The 18630-nt window shown below is 70.7% G+C and carries 19 protein-coding genes; 9 read left to right on the top strand and 10 right to left on the bottom strand.

Annotated elements, in window-relative coordinates:
- Positions 1-77 precede the first annotated feature (77 nt).
- Positions 78-800 carry a bifunctional DNA primase/polymerase gene (locus IEY86_RS00535; protein WP_189129425.1) on the top strand — a complete coding sequence of 241 codons (723 nt, stop codon included), beginning with the start codon at positions 78-80 and terminating at the stop codon, positions 798-800.
- 65 nt (positions 801-865) lie between these two features.
- On the opposite strand, the gene IEY86_RS00530 is transcribed toward IEY86_RS00535, so the two are convergent.
- From IEY86_RS00530 to IEY86_RS00520, 3 genes are all read right to left on the bottom strand, one after another.
- Complete coding sequence (locus IEY86_RS00530; protein WP_189129424.1) at positions 866-1474, bottom strand: hypothetical protein; 609 nt, start codon at positions 1472-1474, stop codon at positions 866-868.
- A 196-nt stretch (positions 1475-1670) separates the two neighbouring features.
- Entirely contained in the window at positions 1671-3191 is a 1521-nt protein-coding gene (locus IEY86_RS00525) for a fibronectin type III domain-containing protein (RefSeq protein WP_189129423.1), read from the bottom strand.
- A 90-nt stretch (positions 3192-3281) separates the two neighbouring features.
- Positions 3282-4334 (bottom strand): chitinase, encoded by a 1053-nt coding sequence (locus IEY86_RS00520; RefSeq protein ID WP_189129422.1) that lies wholly within the window; start codon positions 4332-4334, stop codon positions 3282-3284.
- Positions 4335-4711: 377 nt separating this feature from the next.
- Here IEY86_RS00520 and IEY86_RS00515 point away from each other — a divergent pair, with 377 nt between their 5' ends.
- The gene (locus IEY86_RS00515) at positions 4712-5005 is read left to right on the top strand and encodes a hypothetical protein (RefSeq protein WP_189129421.1); all 294 of its coding nucleotides are present in this window, start codon (positions 4712-4714) and stop codon (positions 5003-5005) included.
- Positions 5006-5114: 109 nt separating this feature from the next.
- Here the strand turns inward: IEY86_RS00515 and IEY86_RS00510 are convergent, their stop codons facing one another.
- From IEY86_RS00510 to map, 5 genes are all read right to left on the bottom strand, one after another.
- Positions 5115-6089 carry an SCO2278 family lipoprotein gene (locus tag IEY86_RS00510; protein WP_189129420.1) on the bottom strand — a complete coding sequence of 325 codons (975 nt, stop codon included), beginning with the start codon at positions 6087-6089 and terminating at the stop codon, positions 5115-5117.
- Between the two features lie 10 nt (positions 6090-6099).
- Positions 6100-6948 (bottom strand): iron uptake transporter permease EfeU, encoded by an 849-nt coding sequence (gene efeU / locus IEY86_RS00505; RefSeq protein WP_189129419.1) that lies wholly within the window; start codon positions 6946-6948, stop codon positions 6100-6102.
- Between the two features lie 8 nt (positions 6949-6956).
- The gene (gene efeB, locus IEY86_RS00500; protein ID WP_189129418.1) at positions 6957-8267 is read right to left on the bottom strand and encodes an iron uptake transporter deferrochelatase/peroxidase subunit; all 1311 of its coding nucleotides are present in this window, start codon (positions 8265-8267) and stop codon (positions 6957-6959) included.
- A gap of 64 nt (positions 8268-8331) precedes the next feature.
- Positions 8332-9477 carry an iron uptake system protein EfeO gene (gene efeO, locus IEY86_RS00495; protein ID WP_189129417.1) on the bottom strand — a complete coding sequence of 382 codons (1146 nt, stop codon included), beginning with the start codon at positions 9475-9477 and terminating at the stop codon, positions 8332-8334.
- A gap of 175 nt (positions 9478-9652) precedes the next feature.
- Positions 9653-10501: a type I methionyl aminopeptidase gene (map, locus tag IEY86_RS00490; RefSeq protein ID WP_189129416.1), complete on the bottom strand. Its 849-nt coding sequence runs from the start codon at positions 10499-10501 to the stop codon at positions 9653-9655.
- Between the two features lie 62 nt (positions 10502-10563).
- Between map and IEY86_RS00485 the strand changes: the two genes are divergently transcribed.
- A complete protein-coding gene (locus IEY86_RS00485; RefSeq protein WP_189129415.1) occupies positions 10564-10791 on the top strand; it encodes a hypothetical protein in 228 nt (75 codons plus the stop codon).
- 128 nt (positions 10792-10919) lie between these two features.
- On the opposite strand, the gene IEY86_RS00480 is transcribed toward IEY86_RS00485, so the two are convergent.
- Complete coding sequence (locus IEY86_RS00480) at positions 10920-11855, bottom strand: dihydrodipicolinate synthase family protein (protein ID WP_189129414.1); 936 nt, start codon at positions 11853-11855, stop codon at positions 10920-10922.
- A gap of 157 nt (positions 11856-12012) precedes the next feature.
- Between IEY86_RS00480 and IEY86_RS00475 the strand changes: the two genes are divergently transcribed.
- A complete protein-coding gene (locus IEY86_RS00475) occupies positions 12013-12699 on the top strand; it encodes a FadR/GntR family transcriptional regulator (protein WP_189129413.1) in 687 nt (228 codons plus the stop codon).
- A 37-nt stretch (positions 12700-12736) separates the two neighbouring features.
- Here the strand turns inward: IEY86_RS00475 and IEY86_RS00470 are convergent, their stop codons facing one another.
- The gene (locus IEY86_RS00470; protein ID WP_189129412.1) at positions 12737-13399 is read right to left on the bottom strand and encodes a hypothetical protein; all 663 of its coding nucleotides are present in this window, start codon (positions 13397-13399) and stop codon (positions 12737-12739) included.
- A 193-nt stretch (positions 13400-13592) separates the two neighbouring features.
- Between IEY86_RS00470 and IEY86_RS00465 the strand changes: the two genes are divergently transcribed.
- From IEY86_RS00465 to npdG, 5 genes are read left to right on the top strand one after another with little or no spacing between them, the layout of a single operon-like run.
- A complete protein-coding gene (locus tag IEY86_RS00465; protein ID WP_189129411.1) occupies positions 13593-14699 on the top strand; it encodes a sialidase family protein in 1107 nt (368 codons plus the stop codon).
- Between the two features lie 10 nt (positions 14700-14709).
- Complete coding sequence (locus tag IEY86_RS00460) at positions 14710-16041, top strand: ABC transporter substrate-binding protein (RefSeq protein WP_189129410.1); 1332 nt, start codon at positions 14710-14712, stop codon at positions 16039-16041.
- Positions 16038-16937 carry a carbohydrate ABC transporter permease gene (locus IEY86_RS00455; RefSeq protein ID WP_229698053.1) on the top strand — a complete coding sequence of 300 codons (900 nt, stop codon included), beginning with the start codon at positions 16038-16040 and terminating at the stop codon, positions 16935-16937. The genes IEY86_RS00460 and IEY86_RS00455 overlap by 4 nt, the downstream gene beginning before the upstream one ends.
- On the top strand, positions 16934-17878 hold the full coding sequence (locus IEY86_RS00450) for a carbohydrate ABC transporter permease (RefSeq protein WP_189129409.1): 945 nt from the start codon (positions 16934-16936) through the stop codon (positions 17876-17878). The genes IEY86_RS00455 and IEY86_RS00450 overlap by 4 nt, the downstream gene beginning before the upstream one ends.
- Positions 17879-17928: 50 nt before the next feature.
- Positions 17929-18618 carry an NADPH-dependent F420 reductase gene (gene npdG, locus IEY86_RS00445; RefSeq protein WP_189129408.1) on the top strand — a complete coding sequence of 230 codons (690 nt, stop codon included), beginning with the start codon at positions 17929-17931 and terminating at the stop codon, positions 18616-18618.
- Positions 18619-18630: the final 12 nt, after the last annotated feature.

Here is an 18630-nt window from a genome sequence, read left to right as displayed (position 1 = left end):
CCGTGGTTTCCCTCTCGTACGCTGCCGCGGCTCCGTACTGTGGACTGGACCACGGCGCGTGCCAGGAGAGGGGCTCGATGGAGCGCAGGAGCAGGATGTCCGAGTGGTTGCGGCGTCGGCCGCGGACGGACGGCGGTGACGACGCGGCGAGCCGCGAGGACCTGCTCCTGCGAGCCGCCGCTTCATCCTTCCCCGTGGCCCCGGCGGCGCATCCCTCGGGATTCGGCTGTTCCTGTGACCGTGTCGGCTGTCCCACCCCGGGCATGCACCCGGTCTCGTTCGCCTGGCAGACCCAGGCCACCACCGACCCGGACCAGGTACGGCGCTGGCTGCGCACCCAGCCCCAGGCCAACTTCATCACCGCCACCGGCACTTCCCACGACGTGCTCGACGTCCCCGCCGAGGCCGGTGCCGCCGCGCTGCGCAGGCTCGAGGAGCGGGGGCTCGACGCCGGTCCCGTGGCCCTGTGCGGCCCGGACCGCTATCTGTTCTTCACCGCCACCCGGGGCACCCCTGCCGACGAGGACGAGTGGTGGCCGTGCGAGCTGGACTGCCACCCGGAGACGCTGGAGGAGCATCCGGGGCTGCGCTGGCACTGCCGGGGGAGCTATGTGCTGCTGCCGCCGTCCCGGCACCCGGCCGGGGGCACGGTGAGCTGGCTGCGCGGGCCCGAACACCCGCTGCCCGACCCGCTCCCGCTGCTGGAGATCCTCACCGACACCTGCGCCACCGCGGCCGAGCACGCGGAGCGGCTCGAGCGCGAGCGGGACAACGAGCGCGAGCGGCTGCTGGGGCGGTAGGCGCGGTCCGGGCGGGGCGAGTGCCGGGGTGGGAGCGGCGGGGTGCCGCGGCCCGGCCCGCGCGGCTAGCGCCCGCGGCGGTTTCTGCGCCAGCGCCAGCCCAGCAGCGCGCCCACGGCGCCTCCGATGCCCGCCGCCAGGCCGATCCACTGATTGCCTCCGGCCGATGCGGCCTCGCCGCTCGCCCGGTCGGACGGATGCGCCTTCTCCTCCCGGGTGTCCGCCGTGTCCGTCCCGCCGTCGGCAGGTGATCGCGCGGCGTCGGGCTCCTTCTTCCCGTCGGCCGGCGCCGCCGCGGAGGTGATCCTCACCTTGCCCTTGCCGGAGCCGATTTCGGGAAAGCCGCTCTCCACGGTCACCCGCCACTCGCCCTTGGGCAGCTCCTCGCGGGTGGTGTACGTCCCCGGGCTCCTGGGGACGGCCACCAGACGCCAGGGCCCCGCCGTGCGCCCGTCGGAGGAGACCGCGCTCAGTGTCCCCGAGACCTTCTCCGTCACCGGGTCCTGGTCGTCCGCGTAGGTGGCGACGGCTCTTACATGGCCGCCGTCCCCGTCGTGGCCGTGTACCCGGAACTCGATGGTGCCGCCGTGGGCGGCGGCCGGTGCCACCGCTCCCAGGAGGGCGACCGCGGACATCAGTGCCGTCACTGGGACGGAGGCGGGGTGGACACGCATGGCGACTCCTCGCGGAAGAGCGGAACGGGGAAGAGCGGAACGGGGGGAGGGAAGGGAACGGGGGAGGGGAAAGGCCCCGGCGGTACGGGTCGGCGTTGAGCCTGACTCGCGTACCGCCGGGGTGGTGGCCCCGCCTAAGGGGTGTGCCGGGGCCACCGGAGACGACCCGGCCGGGGTGGGACCGGGTCGTGGCTCATCAGGACTTCTTGGTGCGGAAGGTGGTGGCGGGGCCGGGCTTGGAGGCGTGGCCGCCGCTGTCGCGCACGACGATGGTGACCTTGTAGCTCGTATCGGGCTTCAGGCCCTTGACCAGCACGGCGGTCGAGGTGAACTTCCCGATGCTCCGCCCGTTGAGCCGCACGTCGTAACTCCGCGCGGAGTCGACCGGCTGCCACTTCAGCAGGGCGGCGTTCGTGGTGATGCGGGATGCCTTGGCCTTGGGGCCGGTCTTCGGGTCGGCCGGCTGGCCCTTGCCCGCGATGAGGAACTTGTTGTTGGCCACGTTCCAGTGCGTGGTCAGGTAACTGCCCGGCTTGGGGCTGGTGTTGTAGTAGTCGTCGTGGTTGCAGTCCAGGCGCTGGTCGTGGCCGCGCTCGGGGCAGAGGATCTGCATCTGGGGGTGGTTCGGGGAGTCCGAGTAGCACATGATGTCCCACTCGTCCACGCAGTGGCCGCCCTTGCTGGTGTGCGGGGCACTGTTGTTCACCGCACCGAGGTTGTGCCCGAGCTCGTGAGCGGAGACGGAGCCGTTCCAGCAGCCGGAGTCGGAGCGGCCGTACGAGGGACCGAAGTTGCTCTGATTGTCGGCTCCCGGCCGTTCGTCCCCATTGAGGGTGCCTATCCCGCAGTACACCTGGGAGTCCGCGTAGACCATGTACTTGCGGTCGTGGCGGTTGAAGCCCTTGGCGCCCAGGGCCTGGTTGCTCGCGCCGAAGTCGCGCAGCGCGTCGGCGGATATCTCGACGTTCAGCACCGAGACCTTGCAGCCGGGCTCGGTGACGAACCGTATGTGGCGGGTGCCTCCGGTCTCCTTGGCGCTCTCGCTGTAAATGAGGTCGGCGTCCGCCGCCCACTTCCTGAACGAGGGCAGGTACTGGGCGAAGCGGTCCTGGCCGGGTGCGTGGAGATACAGCACCTGGACCCGGTTGCCCTGCTTGCCGTCCCCGTCGCAGGCCACCGCCGAAGGTGCCGCCGTGGAGCCGGGGGCGGAGACCGGGGTGGAGCCCGCGGCCCTCGTGCCGCCCCGGCTGACATCGACCGTGGGCAGTCCGTCCTGCGACAGCGCTCCCGGGTCGGCCTTCACCGCCGGAGGAGTGTCCTTGTGGATGTCCACGCCCTTGGGCGGGGCGTCCGGTCCATGGGTGCACAGCGGGGAGTCGACGACGCGGAAGGCACCGACGCACCGGTCGCCCTTCGGCGCGGTGATCAGGCCGTCGTAGACCATGCCCCGGTTCTTGTCACTGTGGGGCGTCGAGGCCAGTGGAGCGGGAGCCGTCCTGTGCAGCGGTTTCGAGGCCGGGTCGGGGTCGGTCGAGGAGTGCCGCGACGACGAGGTGTGCGATGTATGGGACGTGGGCGCGATGGCTCCCATCGCGGTACTGATGCCCACCGCGCCGGCCGCGAGACCGGCCGTTGCGGCGATCGCGGCGAACAGGACGCGGTGCTTGCGCTTGTGCTTGTCCGTCTTGTCCTTGTGCGCCGCTCTTGTTCCAGGCATTGCAGACTTCCAATCATCTTGTATGACTGTGGGTGGGGGCGTGCTTCAGCCCAGGTGGTGATCGACGGTGCGGACGGTGTCCGCCGTGCTCTAGCCCCGGTAGGAGGCGAAAACCTTCGTGAAGGCCAGCGGCTTCTGGACGATGCCGCTGCACGTGGGGTCGGCCTGGTCCTTGGTGCCTCCCGGGCACTGCTTGTCCCGCGTGGTGGACCACATGGAAAGCCCCCGCAGATGCTTGGACTTGGCGAAGGTGACCAACTGCCGGGCGTCCTGGAGCGTGAAGGTCTCGCCCTGGACGTCGTTGACGCCGATCATCGGGGTGACCACGAGCGCCTTCCACGCCGCCGCGTCGGACAGCCGCAGCGTGCTCTTGAGCTGGCCCTGGGTGGCGGTGGCGGCCTTGATCGCCAGATCGCCCATGTCGCCCTTGAACGAGGGCCCGTAGTCCATCGCCATGATGTTGACGCCGGAGACCCGGACACCGTTGCCCTTGGCGTCCGCGAGCAGCTTGACGCCGTCCGGGGTCAGGCCGTTGGGCAGAACGGGCAGGGTGAAGGTGATGTCGAGACCGGGGTGGTCCTTCTGGAGCTTGGCCAGCGCCTGCGAGCGGCGAGTGGTGACATCGGGCATGTGCAGGGCGAAGCCCTCGATGTCGAAGTCCAGCTTGGTGAGCTTGTAGCGGTCCACGACCTTGGCGTAGGCGGCGGCCAGCTTCGTGGGGTTGGAGCACACGGTGGCCAGCTCCGCTCCCGCGGCGCCGCCGAAGGACACCCGCACATCACCCCCGGCCTTGCGCAGGGCGCCGATCTTCGCCGCCACGGGGTTGTCGAGGCTGGACGTGCCGGACCACTGCGGGACGCAGCCGCTGCCGCGGTTGACGAATCCCAGGGTGTACTCCTTGACCCTGGAGGCCTTCGACTCCGACGGCAGGTCGAAAGGAGGGCTGAGCGAGGCGTCGACGTACGGCGCGAAGGTGGCGCGCTGAGCGCCCGCCTTGGGTACGGAGGCCTTGTGCGCAGAAGGGGGATGGGCCAGTGCCACACCCGGGAGGATCCCGGCCGCGCCCGCTGCGAGGGCGCCGCCGACCAGGACACCGATGGCGGCGATGGCCCTGCGATTGACGGTACGACGGTGATTGCTCATACGGAGAATTACCTCGTCTCCTCCATCAGCGAAGTGATGGCTCGTGAGCGACTGGTGCCCCAGCACGGTAGAGCCCGTGGAAGAGACCGCGGCCGTTCTTAAGGATTGGCTAAGGAAATTCTGAGGAGCCGTTAACAGGCATGCATTCCTGGGCACGATAGTCGGCGAAGGTCCGTACGGCCGCACCGAAATGACATGGTGTCGGTACCGAAATAATTCATGCGGGTACCGAAAAGTCTGGGGTAATTCGCTTTCATGGCTTGCCAAGCGGCGAAGCCGCTGGTGTGGTGGTGCCAGGGCAGGACGCCGGGTGTTGGTTCTCGCTGATGGGCAACGGCGTCCTGCCCGCCGCGGCACGTACGACTCTACGGAGACCCATGACCGACACGGACTCGTTCGCCACTCCCAAGCAGCGGTTGAACGGCTCGCCCGGTACCGCCGTCACCGTCAGCGGTGCGACCGGGCCCGTCCTGCACATCACCGTGGGGGCGAACCGGCCGGACGACGAGGAGCGCCGCTCCTTCCGTACCGCCGCCATAGTGATGACGGCCGCCTTCCTGGTCCTTCTCGCCTATGTGGTGATCGCGGGCCGCGCCGGCGCATGGGGGCTGGGGAACGAGCCCGCCCCCTGTGTTCCCCTGCCGGCCGGGGCCGACGAGGGTTTCGCCTGATCCCGGTCAGGGAAATCGGATGAATTCGCCGCGGCAATGAGTGGCTTCCTGGCGGCCCTTCGCGGCCGTTCATGGGCGAAGGTCCCCAAAAAAGCGCCCCCGCGCGGCGCTATTCCCCGTGCGCCGAAACGATGCCGATGATGCGGTTCACTATCTCCACCTCACCCGCTCCGGCCCTCGGCACGACCGCCGCCTGCTCGGCCATGCCCACCCGGGTCACCGACCGCTTCGGCGCACCGGTCATCAGGACCTTGGTGTAGGAGCCGGACGCCGGAAGGCGGGTGCCCCGGGCGGCGGTGACCTTCCAGCTGTGCTGCGAGGTGAACAGCACCAGGGCGCCACCGTCCGCCGTGCGCAGCGCGATCGGCGGGTACTCCCGACCGGACACCGGCTGGTCCACGTACTGCGTCACGTACTTCGGGGTCTTCGCCGTCCGGTCGCGCTCTCTGCGCAGCCGCGAGGTGTGGGCGCCGTCGGCGAACCGCCCCCGGGGGCCGCCGGTCCGCAGATAGCCGGCGAAGGCCGCGCCGAGGTCGGCGGGGGACACGGCCAGACCCGGGTCCTTCGGCGGGACCGCGCGGGCGTAGCCGTCCTTGCCGATCCTCAGCCTCGGCATCTCCTTCGGATCGAGCACCAGCAGGTAGGTGGCCTTCCACGGCTGCCCGGCCCCGGCTCGGACGAATGAGATCAGCCACCGGTTGGTGTCCCGGTTGTTCGCGGTGTCGGCGACGAACCACTTCGGCCAGCCGCGCTGCTCGGGTATGAGGAAGCGCGCGCCGGACAGCTCCAACGGCCGGTAACCGGGGTCGCCCTGGGGGTGCGAGGCACGTTTGACCTTCAAGGTGGCCTCGTCGATGGCGCCGAGCACCCCGGTCTCGTTCCGCTTGTTCAACTCGAGGTCGAGCTTCTGGTTGGCGCGGTTGGTCCTGGCCGTGAAGGAGGCCAGGACCCGCGCCGCGTCGTCCTTGCCGACGGAGGGCACCATTGCGGTCTCGCCGTGCACGGTGACGCACCCGCCGGCCGCCGTCAGGGCCGCCGACACCGCCAGCGCCACCAGGAGCCGTGAAGGGGATGTCGATCGCACCCGCAGCACCCTACTTGGCCGCGGTCACCCGGCGGTCGGCGGTCTGGGCGGAAGCCTTGGCCGGGCGCGAGGGACGCAGGAAGAACAGCAGGACCGGCGTCACGTACAGCACCCACACGACGACCTGAGCGACCGTCGGGTCGGGCTGGAAGTTGAACACGCCCTTCAGAAGCGTCCCGTACCAGCTGTCCTTCGGGACGGTGCCGCTGATGTCGAACAACTTGCTGTTCAGGCCCGGCAGGACCCCGGCCTCCTGGAGGTCGTGCACACCGTAGGCGAGCACACCCGCGGCGACCACGACCAGCATGGCGCCGGTCCAGGTGAAGAACTTCGCCAGGTTGATCCTCAGCGCGCCCCGGTAGAACAGCCAGCCGAGGAGGACCGCCGTCAGCAGGCCGAGCGCGGCCCCGACCACCGGCCGCACCCCGTCGTCCGTGGCCTGCACCGCCGTCCAGATGAACAGCGAGGTCTCCAGGCCCTCTCGGCCCACGGCCAGGAACGCGGTCGCCATCAGCGCGCCGGTGCCCATCGCGAGCGCGGCGTCCAGCCTGTCCTGGAGCTCCGCCCTGAGATGCCGGGCGGTGCGCCGCATCCAGAAGACCATCCAGGTGACCAGGCCCACCGACAGGATCGACAGCGAGCCGCCGAGCATCTCCTGGGCCTTGAACGTCAGCGCTTGCGAACCGAACTGCAGGATCGCGCCGAAGGCAAGGCTCAGGGTGACCGCGGTGCCGACACCGATCCAGATCGGGAGCAGCTTGGCGCGGTTTCCGCTCTTGACCAGGTAGGCCACGAGGATGCACACGACGAGGCTGGCCTCGAGGCCCTCGCGCAGGCCGATCAGGTAGTTGCCGAACACGGCGTCTCCTAACGCTTGTCGCCGAAGAGGGCCTGCCCCCACCATTCGCCGCTCTTGCGGACGCCCGGCGGGCAGGCGAAGACCGCCGAGCCGACGTGCTGGATGTACTCGTTCAGGGCGTCGTTGGCCGCCAGCCGCTTCTGGACCGGGACGAAGCCCTTGCGGACGTCGCGCTGGTAGGCCAGGAAGAACAGTCCCGCCTCCAGGCGGCCGAGGCCGTCCGTGCCGTCGGTGAACGAGTAGCCGCGCCGAAGGATCATGGCGCCGCCGTTGCTGTCCGGGTGGGCCAGGCGGACATGCGCCGTGGGCAGCATCGCCTTGAGATTCGGCTCGTCCCGCTCCTTGCGCTTGCCGACCGGGGCGCCCTCGCCCTTGTCCCGCCCGAAGATGTCCTCCTGCTCCTTGAGCGGGGTGCGGTCCCAGGTCTCGATGTGCATCCGGATGCGGCGGGCGACCAGGTAGGAGCCGCCCGTCATCCAGTCCTGCCCGTCACCGGGCGCGGCCCACACATGCTTGTCCAGGGCGGCGGTGTCGGTGCCGGCGACATTGTGGGTGCCGTCCTTGAACCCCATGAGGTTGCGCGGGGTCTGGGCGTCCGGCGTGGTGGAGGAGGTCTTGCCGAAGCCCAGCTGCGACCAGCGCACCGCGACCTTGCCGAAGCCGATGCGGGCGAGGTTGCGGATGGCGTGCACCGCGACCTGGGGGTCGTCCGCGCACGCCTGGACGCAGATGTCGCCGCCGCTGCGCGCCGGGTCGAGCTTGTCGCCGGGGAAGGCGGGAAGCTCGACCAGTGCCTCCGGGCGGCGCTTGGCCAGCCCGAAGCGGTCCTTGCCGTCCTTCTCGAACAGCGTCGGCCCGAAGCCGATCGTGAGCGTCAGCCGGGACGGAGGCAGTCCCAGCGCCTCACCGGTGTCGTCCGGCGGGGCCTCGGCGAGGCCGCCGACCGCCCCCTCGCCGACGTCCCGGCCCGCGGTCATCGCCGCGGCAGCGGCCGTCCACTCCTTGAGGACACCGATGAGCTCGTCACGGCTGTCCGTCGTCACGTCGAAGGCGGCGAAGTGCAGCCGGTCCTGGACCGGGGTGGAGATACCGGCCTGGTGCGGCCCGTAGAAGGCGATCTCGCCCCCGGACGACGGCTGACTCCTCTGCTCGGGGAGGGAGGCGACGGCTACCCCGCCGCCGACCGCTCCCGCGCCCAGGGCCACGCCCGCGCCGGTCCAGCCGAGCAGGGAGCGGCGGCTGACCCTGCGCCGGGGTGCGCCGTCGGCCTCGTCCACCGGGGCCTCGCCCCGCTGCTCGGTGTCGGCCGTGTCGCTCATGGCGGTGTCCCTTCCTGTCCGTGCTGGTGGCGCGGGCGCGCCGGGATGGTGCCGGGATCCGGCGTTACTTGACGACGACCGCGGCGGCGAGCTTGGAGAGCGGCTCGGCCAGGGCGTTGACCGCGTCGGACAGCTCCTTGCGCTTGTCCTTGCCGACGGTGTCGTACGAGACGTAGGCGTCGCCCTTGCGGTACTTGGCGAGTTCCTTCTCGATGTCCGCGAACTCGCGGTCGAGGGTGGCGGTCAGCGCCTTGTTGTTCTCCGAGGCGACGGGCTCGAGGAGCTCGTATGCCTTCTTCGCGCCCTCGACGTTGGCGTTGAAGTCGACGAGGTCGGTGTGGCTGTAGCGCTCCTCCTCACCGGTGACCTTGCCGGTGGCGACCTCGTCGAGGAGCTCCTTGGCGCCGTTGGCCATGCTGGTGGGGGTGATCTCGGCCTTGCCGACCCGCTTCTGCCAGTCCTTCAGGTCCGTCATGAGGGTGTCGGCGAGCTTCTTGTCGTCGGCGGAGATCTTCTTCGCCTGCCACAGGGACTTCTCGAGCCGGTGCCAGCCGGTCCAGTCCTGGCCCTTCTCCAGGCCGTCCTCGCGCACGTCGACCTTGGGGTCGATGTCGCCGAAGCTCTCGGCCACGGGCTCGGTGCGCTCCCAGCCGATGCGCGAGAGGGCGTAGAGGGACCGGGCCTTGTTCACATCGCCCGCCTTGACGGCGTCGGCGAAGCGCTGGGTGACCGGAATGGTCTCGTCGGCCTGCGACTGCGTGTAAGTGCGGTAGTCGGCGACGGCCTTGTTCAGGCGGGGGTCGGTCTTCTTGGGCGCGCCCTTGCCGGTCACGCTGACCTTCTGGCGGATGCCGTCGCCCTTCATACCGGGCTTGCAGGCTATCTCGTAGTCCCCGGCCTTGACCTCGGCGTTGATAGTGGCGCGGGTGCCGGGGCCGATGTTCTCGCGCTCGGTGACGATCCGGTCGCCGGCGCCGTAGACGTAGACCTCGGTCACCTTCGAGCCCTTGTTGTGGACGGCGAAGCTGACGTGTCCGGCGGCGAACTCCTTCTTGGAGACCTCGCACTTGGAGTCCGTGGCGGTCACCTCGACCGCGCCCTTGGCGTCGTCCTCGGCCTTGTCCGCGCATCCCGCGAGAGCCAGCGCCGCAAGAGCGATCGACAGTGAGGTGGCCCCAACGGCGGCGGGGCGGCGTCGGACTGCGGGCATGCGGGACTCCATGGTTCTCAGCGGCGGGCGGCGTCGAGCATCATAAGGCTGCCCTAACTTAACCGAGGCTTACCTGACTTTCTCCGGCGGGGTGTAAGTATCCGACAACGGGACGGTCAAGGAAAGGTAAAGCGCCAGGTCATGGCCTCGCCGACGTGATGAGGCGGGTGCGAGGCTACGGAAGAGTGAGGATCTCCGCCCCGGTCTCCGTGACCACGAGCGTGTGCTCGAACTGCGCGGTGCGCCTGCGGTCCTTCGTCACCACGGTCCAGCCGTCGTCCCAGATGTCGTAGTCGTAGGTGCCCAGCGTCAGCATCGGCTCGATGGTGAAGGTCATTCCGGGCTTGATCACCGTGGTCGCGCGCGGGTCGTCGTAGTGCGGGATGATCAGACCGGAGTGGAACGAGGTGTTGATCCCGTGCCCGGTGAAGTCGCGCACCACGCCGTAGCCGAACCGCTTGGCGTACGACTCGATGACCCGTCCGATCACATTGATCTGCCGCCCCGGGCGGACGGCCCTGATCGCACGGTTCAGCGACTCGCGCGTCCGCTCCACCAGCAGCTTGGACTCCTCGTCCACGTCGCCGCACGGGTAGGTGGCGTTGGTGTCGCCGTGGACTCCGTGGATGAACGCGGTGACGTCAAGGTTCACGATGTCGCCGTCCTGGAGGACCGTGGAGTCCGGGATGCCGTGGCAGATGACCTCGTTCAGCGAGGTGCAGATCGACTTGGGGAAGCCCCGGTACCCCAGGTCGGAGGGGTAGGCGCCGTGGTCGCACATGTACTCGTGAGCGATCCGGTCCAGCTCGTCGGTGGTCACCCCGGGGGCGATGTGCCCGGCCGCCGCCTCCATCGCCCGAGCGGCGATGCGGGAGGCGATACGCATCTTCTCGACGGTCTCCGGTGTCTGCACCTCCGGACCGGTGTACGGGGTGGGCGCGTCCTTGCCCACGTACTCCGGGCGCGGAATGCCGGAGGGCACGGAGCGTGTCGGCGACAGCTTGCCGGGAACCAGAACAGACATGGCCGGAGTCTATCCGCGGTGCTCGGGGCACCCCGGATCGGGCCGGATCGGGAGGCGGAGAGATGGCGTTGGGCATGAGGCGTACAAGGGGCAAGGCCGGTGAGTGGTTCTACTGCCTGAAGCACCACAAGGTGGAGGAGGGCCCCGACTGCCCGGCGAAGAACCGGTTCGGGCCGTACGCGACCAGAGCCGAGGCGGAGCACGCGATGGAGACGGCGGCCGAGCGGAACCTGGAGTGGGAGACCGACCCGCGCTGGCACGACTCCGAGGACGAGCAGGAGGAGAAGTGACGTCCGCGGCCCCCGCCGTGCCCGGGTCTGTGCGGCAGCCGCCCGTTCGGCAGCCGTTCGGGCCCGAGCGCCGGACGGCGGGGGCCGCGCCGCCCTCCCCTTCACGGCGGGGCGTGCGGCCGGGTGCCTCAGAGCAGGCCGGCGGCCACCAGTGATTCCTTGACGGTCCGCACGGCGGTGTCGTCCAGCGCCACCTGCGGGGCGGCCGTGGCCGGGCAGTCGATGACCCCGAGCAGGTGCAGGGCGGCCTTGAACGCCCCGAGCGCGGAGGAACTGCGGCCCATCGCCGCCTCATCGCCCGCGTCCGTCATGGAGAACAGCGCTGCCAGCCGGTCCTGCTCGCGCGCGGCGGTGCTCCACCGTCCGGCCGTGGCCGCCTCGTAGAGCCGGACATAACCGGCCGGGTCGACATTGCCCAGGCCCGGCACGACCCCGTGCGCCCCGGCCAGGAGCGCGCCGTCCACGGTGAGTTCGGAGCCGGTCAGAACGCTGAACGACGCGTCGAGGCCGCGTTCCCTCAGACTCACCAGCAGCCGCCGCAGCGAGCCGTCCTCGCCGCTGCTGTCCTTGAGGCCGGCCAGGGTGCCGTCGGCGGCGAGTTCGAGCACGGTGGCGCGGGGGAGCTTGGTGTGCACGGCCGAGGGGATGTCGTAGGCGAACAAGGGAAGCCGCGCCCCCGCCCGGATCCGCCGGAAGTGGTCGGCGACCTCCACCGGATGGGTGCGCGTGTAGAAGGGAGCCGTGGCGACCAGGGCGTCGGCGCCCGCCTCCACCGCCACCCGGGCATGGTCGAGCACGCGCGCCGTGGTGGTGTCGATGACTCCGGCGAGCACCGGCACCCGTCCCCGCGCGGCCGTCACCACGGTCTCCAGGACGATGGCACGCTGCCCGTCGGTGAGGTAGGCCGCCTCCCCGCTGGAGCCGAGGGCGAACACCCCGTGCACCCCGGCGGCGACCATGCGCTCCACCGAGGCCGCCAGCGAACCGGCGTCGACATCACCGGAAGCGGCCAACGGCGTGCACAGCGGGGGCACCACACCGCGCAGCGGGGCGGGAAGTGGCATTCACGCCTCCCAGTTCGATAGGTAGGACGTCGTATGTCCTTACCTGTGGGGCAGAATGTGGCCAGCGCGAGTGTCATGTCAAGGCGCCACGGCTGGTGTCGCATGTCGCGTAGGTGAACACCGCGAGACTAGGGGTAGGCGCATGCCGGGACGGAAGATGTCGGATGGCATCCAGGAGCGCATAAAGAGACTCATCCTCGACCGGCGCCTGGCCCCCGGCGCGGCCCTGCCCACCGAGACGGACCTGATGGCGCTGCTGGGCGTGAGCCGCAACTCCGTCCGTGAGGCCCTCAAGGCGCTCCAGGCCATGGGCATCGTGGAGATCCGGCACGGCTTCGGCACCTATGTGGGACCGATGTCCCTGGCCCCCCTGGTGGAGGGGCTGAGCTTCCGTACCGTCGTCGGCCACTACCAGGGCCGGGACAGCCTGCTGGAACTGCTGGAGCTGCGCGAGGCGGTGGAGACCGGGCTGGTCGCCCGGGTGGTGGGCCGTATCCCGGAGGAGGACCTGGCCCTGCTGGCCGGCCTGGTGGACCGGATGCGGGCGGAGGCCGAGAAGGAGGACGTGCACGCCGAGACCGACCGCGCCTTCCATCTGGCGCTGTACCGGGCGCTCGGCAACGACCTGCTCAGCGAGCTGCTCGACGCCTTCTGGGACGCCTTCCACCGGGTGCGCACGGACCTGGCGGAGCGCCACCAGGACCCGAGGGTGACCTGGCGCCAGCACCACGAGATCCTCGACGCGGTGCGGTCGGGGGACGCGGCCGGGGCCGAGGACGCGGTGCGCAGGCACTTCGACGACATCCGCAGGCGGCTGGCGACGGCCGCCCGCTCGCACCACTGAGCCGCGAGCCCACGCCGCTCGGTTCCGACCGGCCCGCTCACCACCGCGTCGGCGGCGGGGTGACGAGCTGTTCGGCGAGCCGGTGCAGGCGGTCGAGCAGCCGGGCGCGCCGACCGGCCGCCGAGGACGGCCCCCGTTCCCCGGCGGCGGCGCTGACCAGATGCTGCATGACGTCGAAGGGCAGTGCCCCGCCGGGCCCCCAGGAGGGCCCCAGCAGCGGTCCGGGGTCGGGTCCGGGTGCGGCGGGCACGGTGAGCGCGTCGTGCGCCAGCGCGCGCAGTTCCGGGTCCCCGGCCTCCACCGCGAGCACGGTGGCCCCCGTGCGCCGTGCGCCGTGGACCCGTTCCAGCAGCTCCGGGCCCATCGGGTCGGGGGTCACGACCAGCACGGTCTCGCCCCGCCCCGCCGCCTCGAGCCGGGTCAGCCCGAACGACAGGTGCTCGGGCGCCCCGTCGGGCACCCGGCAGCGCACGAGTGTCGGCGCGAGCCCCGCAAGCCCGGACCAGACCGCCTCGTCGTCGAGATGGGCGGCGAGGTGCCACGGCTCGTAGTCCTCGGACCCGAGCAGGAGCAGGCCACCACGCGGCCGGGGCGGGCGCGCGACCGACGTGCGCAGCGATCCCGCGAAGGCCGCGGCGCTCTCCAGCCACCCCGTTCCGGTGAGGATTTCGCGCAAGTGGGTGACGCGAGCCGTGTCCATTCGGCACATACTGCCGCAACCACCCGGAGAGCGGAGCGAGTTGACGGCGGCTCGGCCAACTGGTGGCTTCCCGTCCGGTTCTCTTGACGCTCCTGTTCGGGGTGCTTACTGTCCAAAGTCGGACGCAGGACGTCCTACGTCCTACCTCCGGCGCGTCGGTGCGCCGGCGGTCCGGCGCGCGCAGGAGGCCCCGATGTCCCTCGAATCCGCCCGGTACGAGACCTCGGTGCCCTTTCGCGCCGGAACCGAGGGCTACGCGAGCTTCCGTATCCCGGCCGTCCTGGCCACCAGGGGCGGGACGGTGCTGGCGTTCGCCGAGGGCCGACGCGACGGCGCCGACGACTTCGGGGACATCGACATCGTCCTGAAGCGCTCCACGGACGGCGGCCGCACCTGGGGGCCCTTGACACCGGTGTCGACCAATGGCCACGACCTCGCGGGCAACCCCGCCCCGGTCCTGCTCGGCAGCGGCCGGATCCTGCTGGTCCAGGTGCACAACGCCGCCGCGGCCACCGAGGACCGCATCCGCCGGGGCCTGGTCACCGCCGAGGACGGCCGCCGGGTGTTCGTCCAGCACAGCGACGACGGCGGACTGGCGTGGTCCGACCCCCGGGAGATCACCCAGGACACCAAGAAGCCGGACTGGCGCTGGTACGCCACCACTCCGGGCCACGCGATCGAGCTCCAGCACGGTCCGCACGCGGGCCGGATCGTCGTGCCCGCCAACCACTCCATACCGCCGGCCGGCACCGACAACGGGACGGAGGCCAAGTACAACGGCGGTCACGACCTGCTCAGCGACGACGGCGGCGAGACCTGGCGCATCGGGTACATCGACGACAACACCGACGGCTACATCAACGTCAACGAGACCACCGCCGCCGAACTGCCCGACGGCCGGATCTACTTCAGCACGCGCAATGACTCCCCGTCGCCCGGCAACCGCGCCGACGCCTACTCCTCGGACGGCGGTGACTCCCTCGACCTGCCCTTCCGCCCCAACGCCGGTGTGGTCGGCCCGATCGTCGAGGCGAGCGTCCTCCAGCTCGCCCGCCCCGACCTGCTGCTGTACTCCGGGCCCGCCGACCCCGCCTCCCGCGCGCTGATGACCGTGCGCGCCAGCCGTGACGGGGGGGTCACCTGGACCCCCGTGCACACCGTCTCCGGGCTGCCCGCCGCCTACTCCGACCTCGTCCGCGTCGACGCCGGGACGGTCGGCCTCCTCTTCGAGACCGGTGACTTCAGCGCGTACTCCACCATCACGTTCCGCCGTATCCCCGTCTACGACCTGATGTTCTGAAGGAGCAGCCATGACCGGCGGTATGCCCCGTCGCACCCTGCTCGGCTCCACCGCGGCCGCCGGGCTGGCCGCCGCCCTCGCCGGATGCTCGTCGGACAGCGGCGGCGGTGAGGGCTCGGCGGGCAGCCGCAGGAAGGGCGAGAAGATCACCCTGACGTTCTGGACCTGGGTCCCCGGCATCGACGCCTGCGTCGCGCTTTGGAACAAGCAGAACCCGGACGTCCAGGTGAAGGTGGAGAAGGTCTCCCCGACCAACGGCGCCCAGTACGCCAAGATGCACGCCGCCCTCAAGGCGAAGAACGCGCCCGACCTGGCCCAGATCGAGTACCAGATGGTGCCGAGCTTCCTGCTCGACCAGGGGCTGGTGGACCTGTCGAAGTACGGGGCGGGCGAGCACAAGGACAAGTTCGTCGGCTGGCAGTGGCAGCAGAGCGTCTTCGGCGACGGTGTCTTCGCCATCCCCCAGGACTCCGGGCCGATGGGCATGTTCTACCGCTCCGACCTGTTCGACAAGTGGGGCATCGAGCCGCCGGCGACCTGGGCCGAGTACGAGCGGGCGGCCACGAAGGTGCGGGCCAAGGGCGCCTGGATCGCCACGTTCCCGCCGATGGCCGGAGGGTGGTTCACCGGGCTGGCCTGGCAGGCGGGTGCCCACTGGTTCGACACCAAGGGCGACACCTGGATCGTGGACATGACCGGCCAGGAGACCCGCCGGGTCTGCGACTTCTGGGAGGGCCTGGTCCGCGGGAAGCTCGTCAAGACAGAGCCCGACCGGCAGAACGCCTGGTACTCCGACCTCCAGTCCGGCCGGATCGTCACCTGGGTCGGCGCCCAGTGGGGCAACGCCCTGCTCTCCGGCAACGCCCCCGGCACCGCGGGCAAGTGGCGGGTCGCGCCCATGCCGCAGTGGGACAAGGGCGGCAAGGCCTCCGCCAACTGGGGCGGCTCGACCACGGCGCTGATGTCCGGCACCAAGTACCCCAAGGACGCTCTGGCGTTCGCCGTCTGGCTCAACAGCGCGCCCGAGAGCGTGGCCCTGCTGCCCAAGGCCGGTGTGGGCTGGCCCGCCGCGAGGGCCGGTTCGGCCAACCCCGCCCTGGACAGGCCCGACGACTTCTTCGGCGGCCAGAAGTACAACAGCGTCTTCGCCGGGACCGAGCAGGGCGTCAACACCTCCTGGCGCTGGGGCCCGATGATGGACGCCACCTTCCAGCACCTCGGCGACGAGCTCACCGCGGCCATAAACGGCAAGGGATCCTTCGCCGACGCCCTCGCCCGGGTGCAGCGGCGGACCGTGGACGACCTGAAGGCCAAGGGCCTCAAGGTGGAGACCCGCACGTGAGCCGGGCCCGCCCCGCCCGTTCGGCCGCCGTGTTCCTGCTGCCGTTCTGCGTCCTGTTCACCGCGTGCTTCATCGCCCCCATCGGCTACGCGCTCTACCAGAGCCTGCTGAAGTCGCAGCGGTCCGGGCCGCTGGGGTTCGGGCGCGAACGGGAGGTCTTCGCGGGGCTGGGCAACTACACGCACGCCCTGCAGGACGGCCGGTTCCTCCAGGGCTTCGGCCGGGTGCTGCTCTTCGGCGCCGTGCAGGTGCCGGTGATGATCGTCGGGGCGACGGTGCTCGCCCTCCTGCTGGAGAGCGCGTCGGCCCGCTGGGTGCCGTTCTTCCGCACGGCGTACTTCCTGCCGTACGGGGTGCCGGGCGTGGTCGCCTCCATCCTGTGGGGATTCCTCTACGTGCCCGGGATCAGCCCCGTCGTCGACACCCTGCACCGGGTCGGCTGGGACGTGGACTTCCTCTCCAACGGCACCGTCCTGTGGTCGATCGCGAACATCGCCACCTGGGAGTTCACCGGCTACAACATGCTGGTGCTGATCGCCCAGCTCACATCCGTTCCGGGCGAGCTGTACGAGGCGGCCGTCATCGACGGCGCCAGTGCCTGGCAGGTGGCCTGGCGGATCAAGCTCCCGCTGATCCGGCCCGCGCTGGTGCTGACCACCGTCTTCAGCATCATCGGGACCCTCCAGCTCTTCTCCGAGCCCCTGGTCCTGCGCTCGCTGACGTCGAACATCGATGCCGCGTACACCCCGAACCTCCTCGCCTACAACGAGGCGTTCGCCGCGAACAACTACCACCTCGCCGCCGCCATGGCGGTCCTGCTCGCCGTGGTCGCGTGCGTGCTGTCGTTCGGCTTCCTGCGCCTGGTGGGCAGGACGGGCAAGGGGGACGAGCGATGACGGGCCTGGTACGGGTACGCGACCGCTTCACCACCGGGGCCACGACCCGCCGCGACCCCCGCGGCGATCCCCGCCGGGCGCCCCGCCGCCCGCGCCCGGCCGAGGTACCCCTGCGGCACCGCGTCCTGACCTGCTCGGTGCTCGCCGTCGCCGCGATCTACTTCCTGGTGCCGGTGTACTGGCTGACCGTGTCGATGACCAAGAGCAGCAGCGGCCTCTTCGGCACCTTCGGCCTGTGGTTCTCCGACCCGCGGCCGATCGAGCGGCTGCACGACGTGATCACCTACGACCACGCCATCTATGTGCGCTGGTTCCTCAACAGCGCGCTCTACGCCGGGGTGGGCGCCGCCGCCGCGACCCTGCTGGCCGCGGCGGCGGGCTACGGCCTGGCGAAATTCCGCTTCCCCGGTCGCGAGGGCGTCTTCAATGTCGTCCTGGCCGGAGTGCTCATCCCCAGTACCGCGCTCGCCCTGCCGCTGTACCTGCTCTTCAGCAGGATCGGCCTGGCCAACACCTACTGGGCGGTGCTCGTGCCGAGCATGGTCAGCCCCTTCGGGGTCTACCTGTGCCGGATCTACGCGGCGGCCTCGGTGCCGGACACCCTGCTGGAGGCGGCCAGGATCGACGGGGCCGGGGAGCTGACCATCTTCCGGACCCTGGGCCTGAGGATCATGACCCCGGCACTGGTGACCGTCTTCCTCTTCCAGTTCGTGCACATCTGGAACAACTTCTTCCTGCCCCTGGTGATGCTCTCCGACTCCGACCTGTACCCGATCACCCTGGGGCTGACCTCCTGGCAGGGCTACGCCGACCGGCAGCCGCAGCTCTACCAATACACGGTCGGCGGGGCGTTCCTGTCCGTACTGCCGCTGATGGTCCTGATGGCCGCCCTCCAGAGGTACTGGCGCACCGGGCTGACCGAGGGGAGCCTGAAGGCCTGAGCACCGCTCCCGGACACGGCTCCCGGACACCGCTCTGGCAGGATCACCGCATGACAGATGCGACCAAGCCCTCCTCCCCCTACGACCTGCCCGACGTCTCCGGCCTGGTGGTGGGTGTCCTCGGTGGCACCGGCGACCAGGGCCGCGGCCTGGCCTACCGCCTCGCCGAGGCCGGACAGCAGGTCGTCATCGGCTCCCGCAGCGCCGACAGGGCGGCGAACGCCGCGGCGGAACTCGGCCACGGTGTGCGCGGCGCGGACAACGCGCGGTGCGCCCGGGAGAGCGACATCGTGATCATCGCGGTGCCGTGGGACGGGCACAAGGCGCTGCTGGAGACGCTGCGCCCCGAGCTCGTGGGCAAGATCGTCGTCGACTGCGTCAACCCGCTCGGCTTCGACAAGAAGGGCGCCTACGCCCTCAAGCCGGAGGAGGGCAGCGCCGCCGAGCAGGCGGCTCTCCTGCTGCCCGAGTCCCGGGTCACCGCGGCCTTCCACCACCTGTCCGCGGTGCTGCTCCAGGACCCGGGGGTCGAGCAGGTCGACACCGATGTCCTGGTGCTCGGCGAGGAGCGCGCCGCCACCGACGCCGTGCAGGCGCTGGCCGGCCGTATCCCCGGTATGCGAGGCGTCTACGCCGGGCGGCTGCGCAACGCCCACCAGGTCGAGGCGCTCGTGGCCAACCTGATCTCGACCAACCGCCGCTACAAGGCGCACGCCGGGCTTCGGGTCACCGACGTCTGACCGGGTGCGGCG

The organism is Wenjunlia tyrosinilytica (assembly GCF_014646055.1).
Classification (GTDB): domain Bacteria; phylum Actinomycetota; class Actinomycetes; order Streptomycetales; family Streptomycetaceae; genus Wenjunlia; species Wenjunlia tyrosinilytica.
The sequence above is the reverse complement of the archived record's forward strand: the minus strand, read 5'-3'. Positions and strand labels throughout refer to the sequence as shown.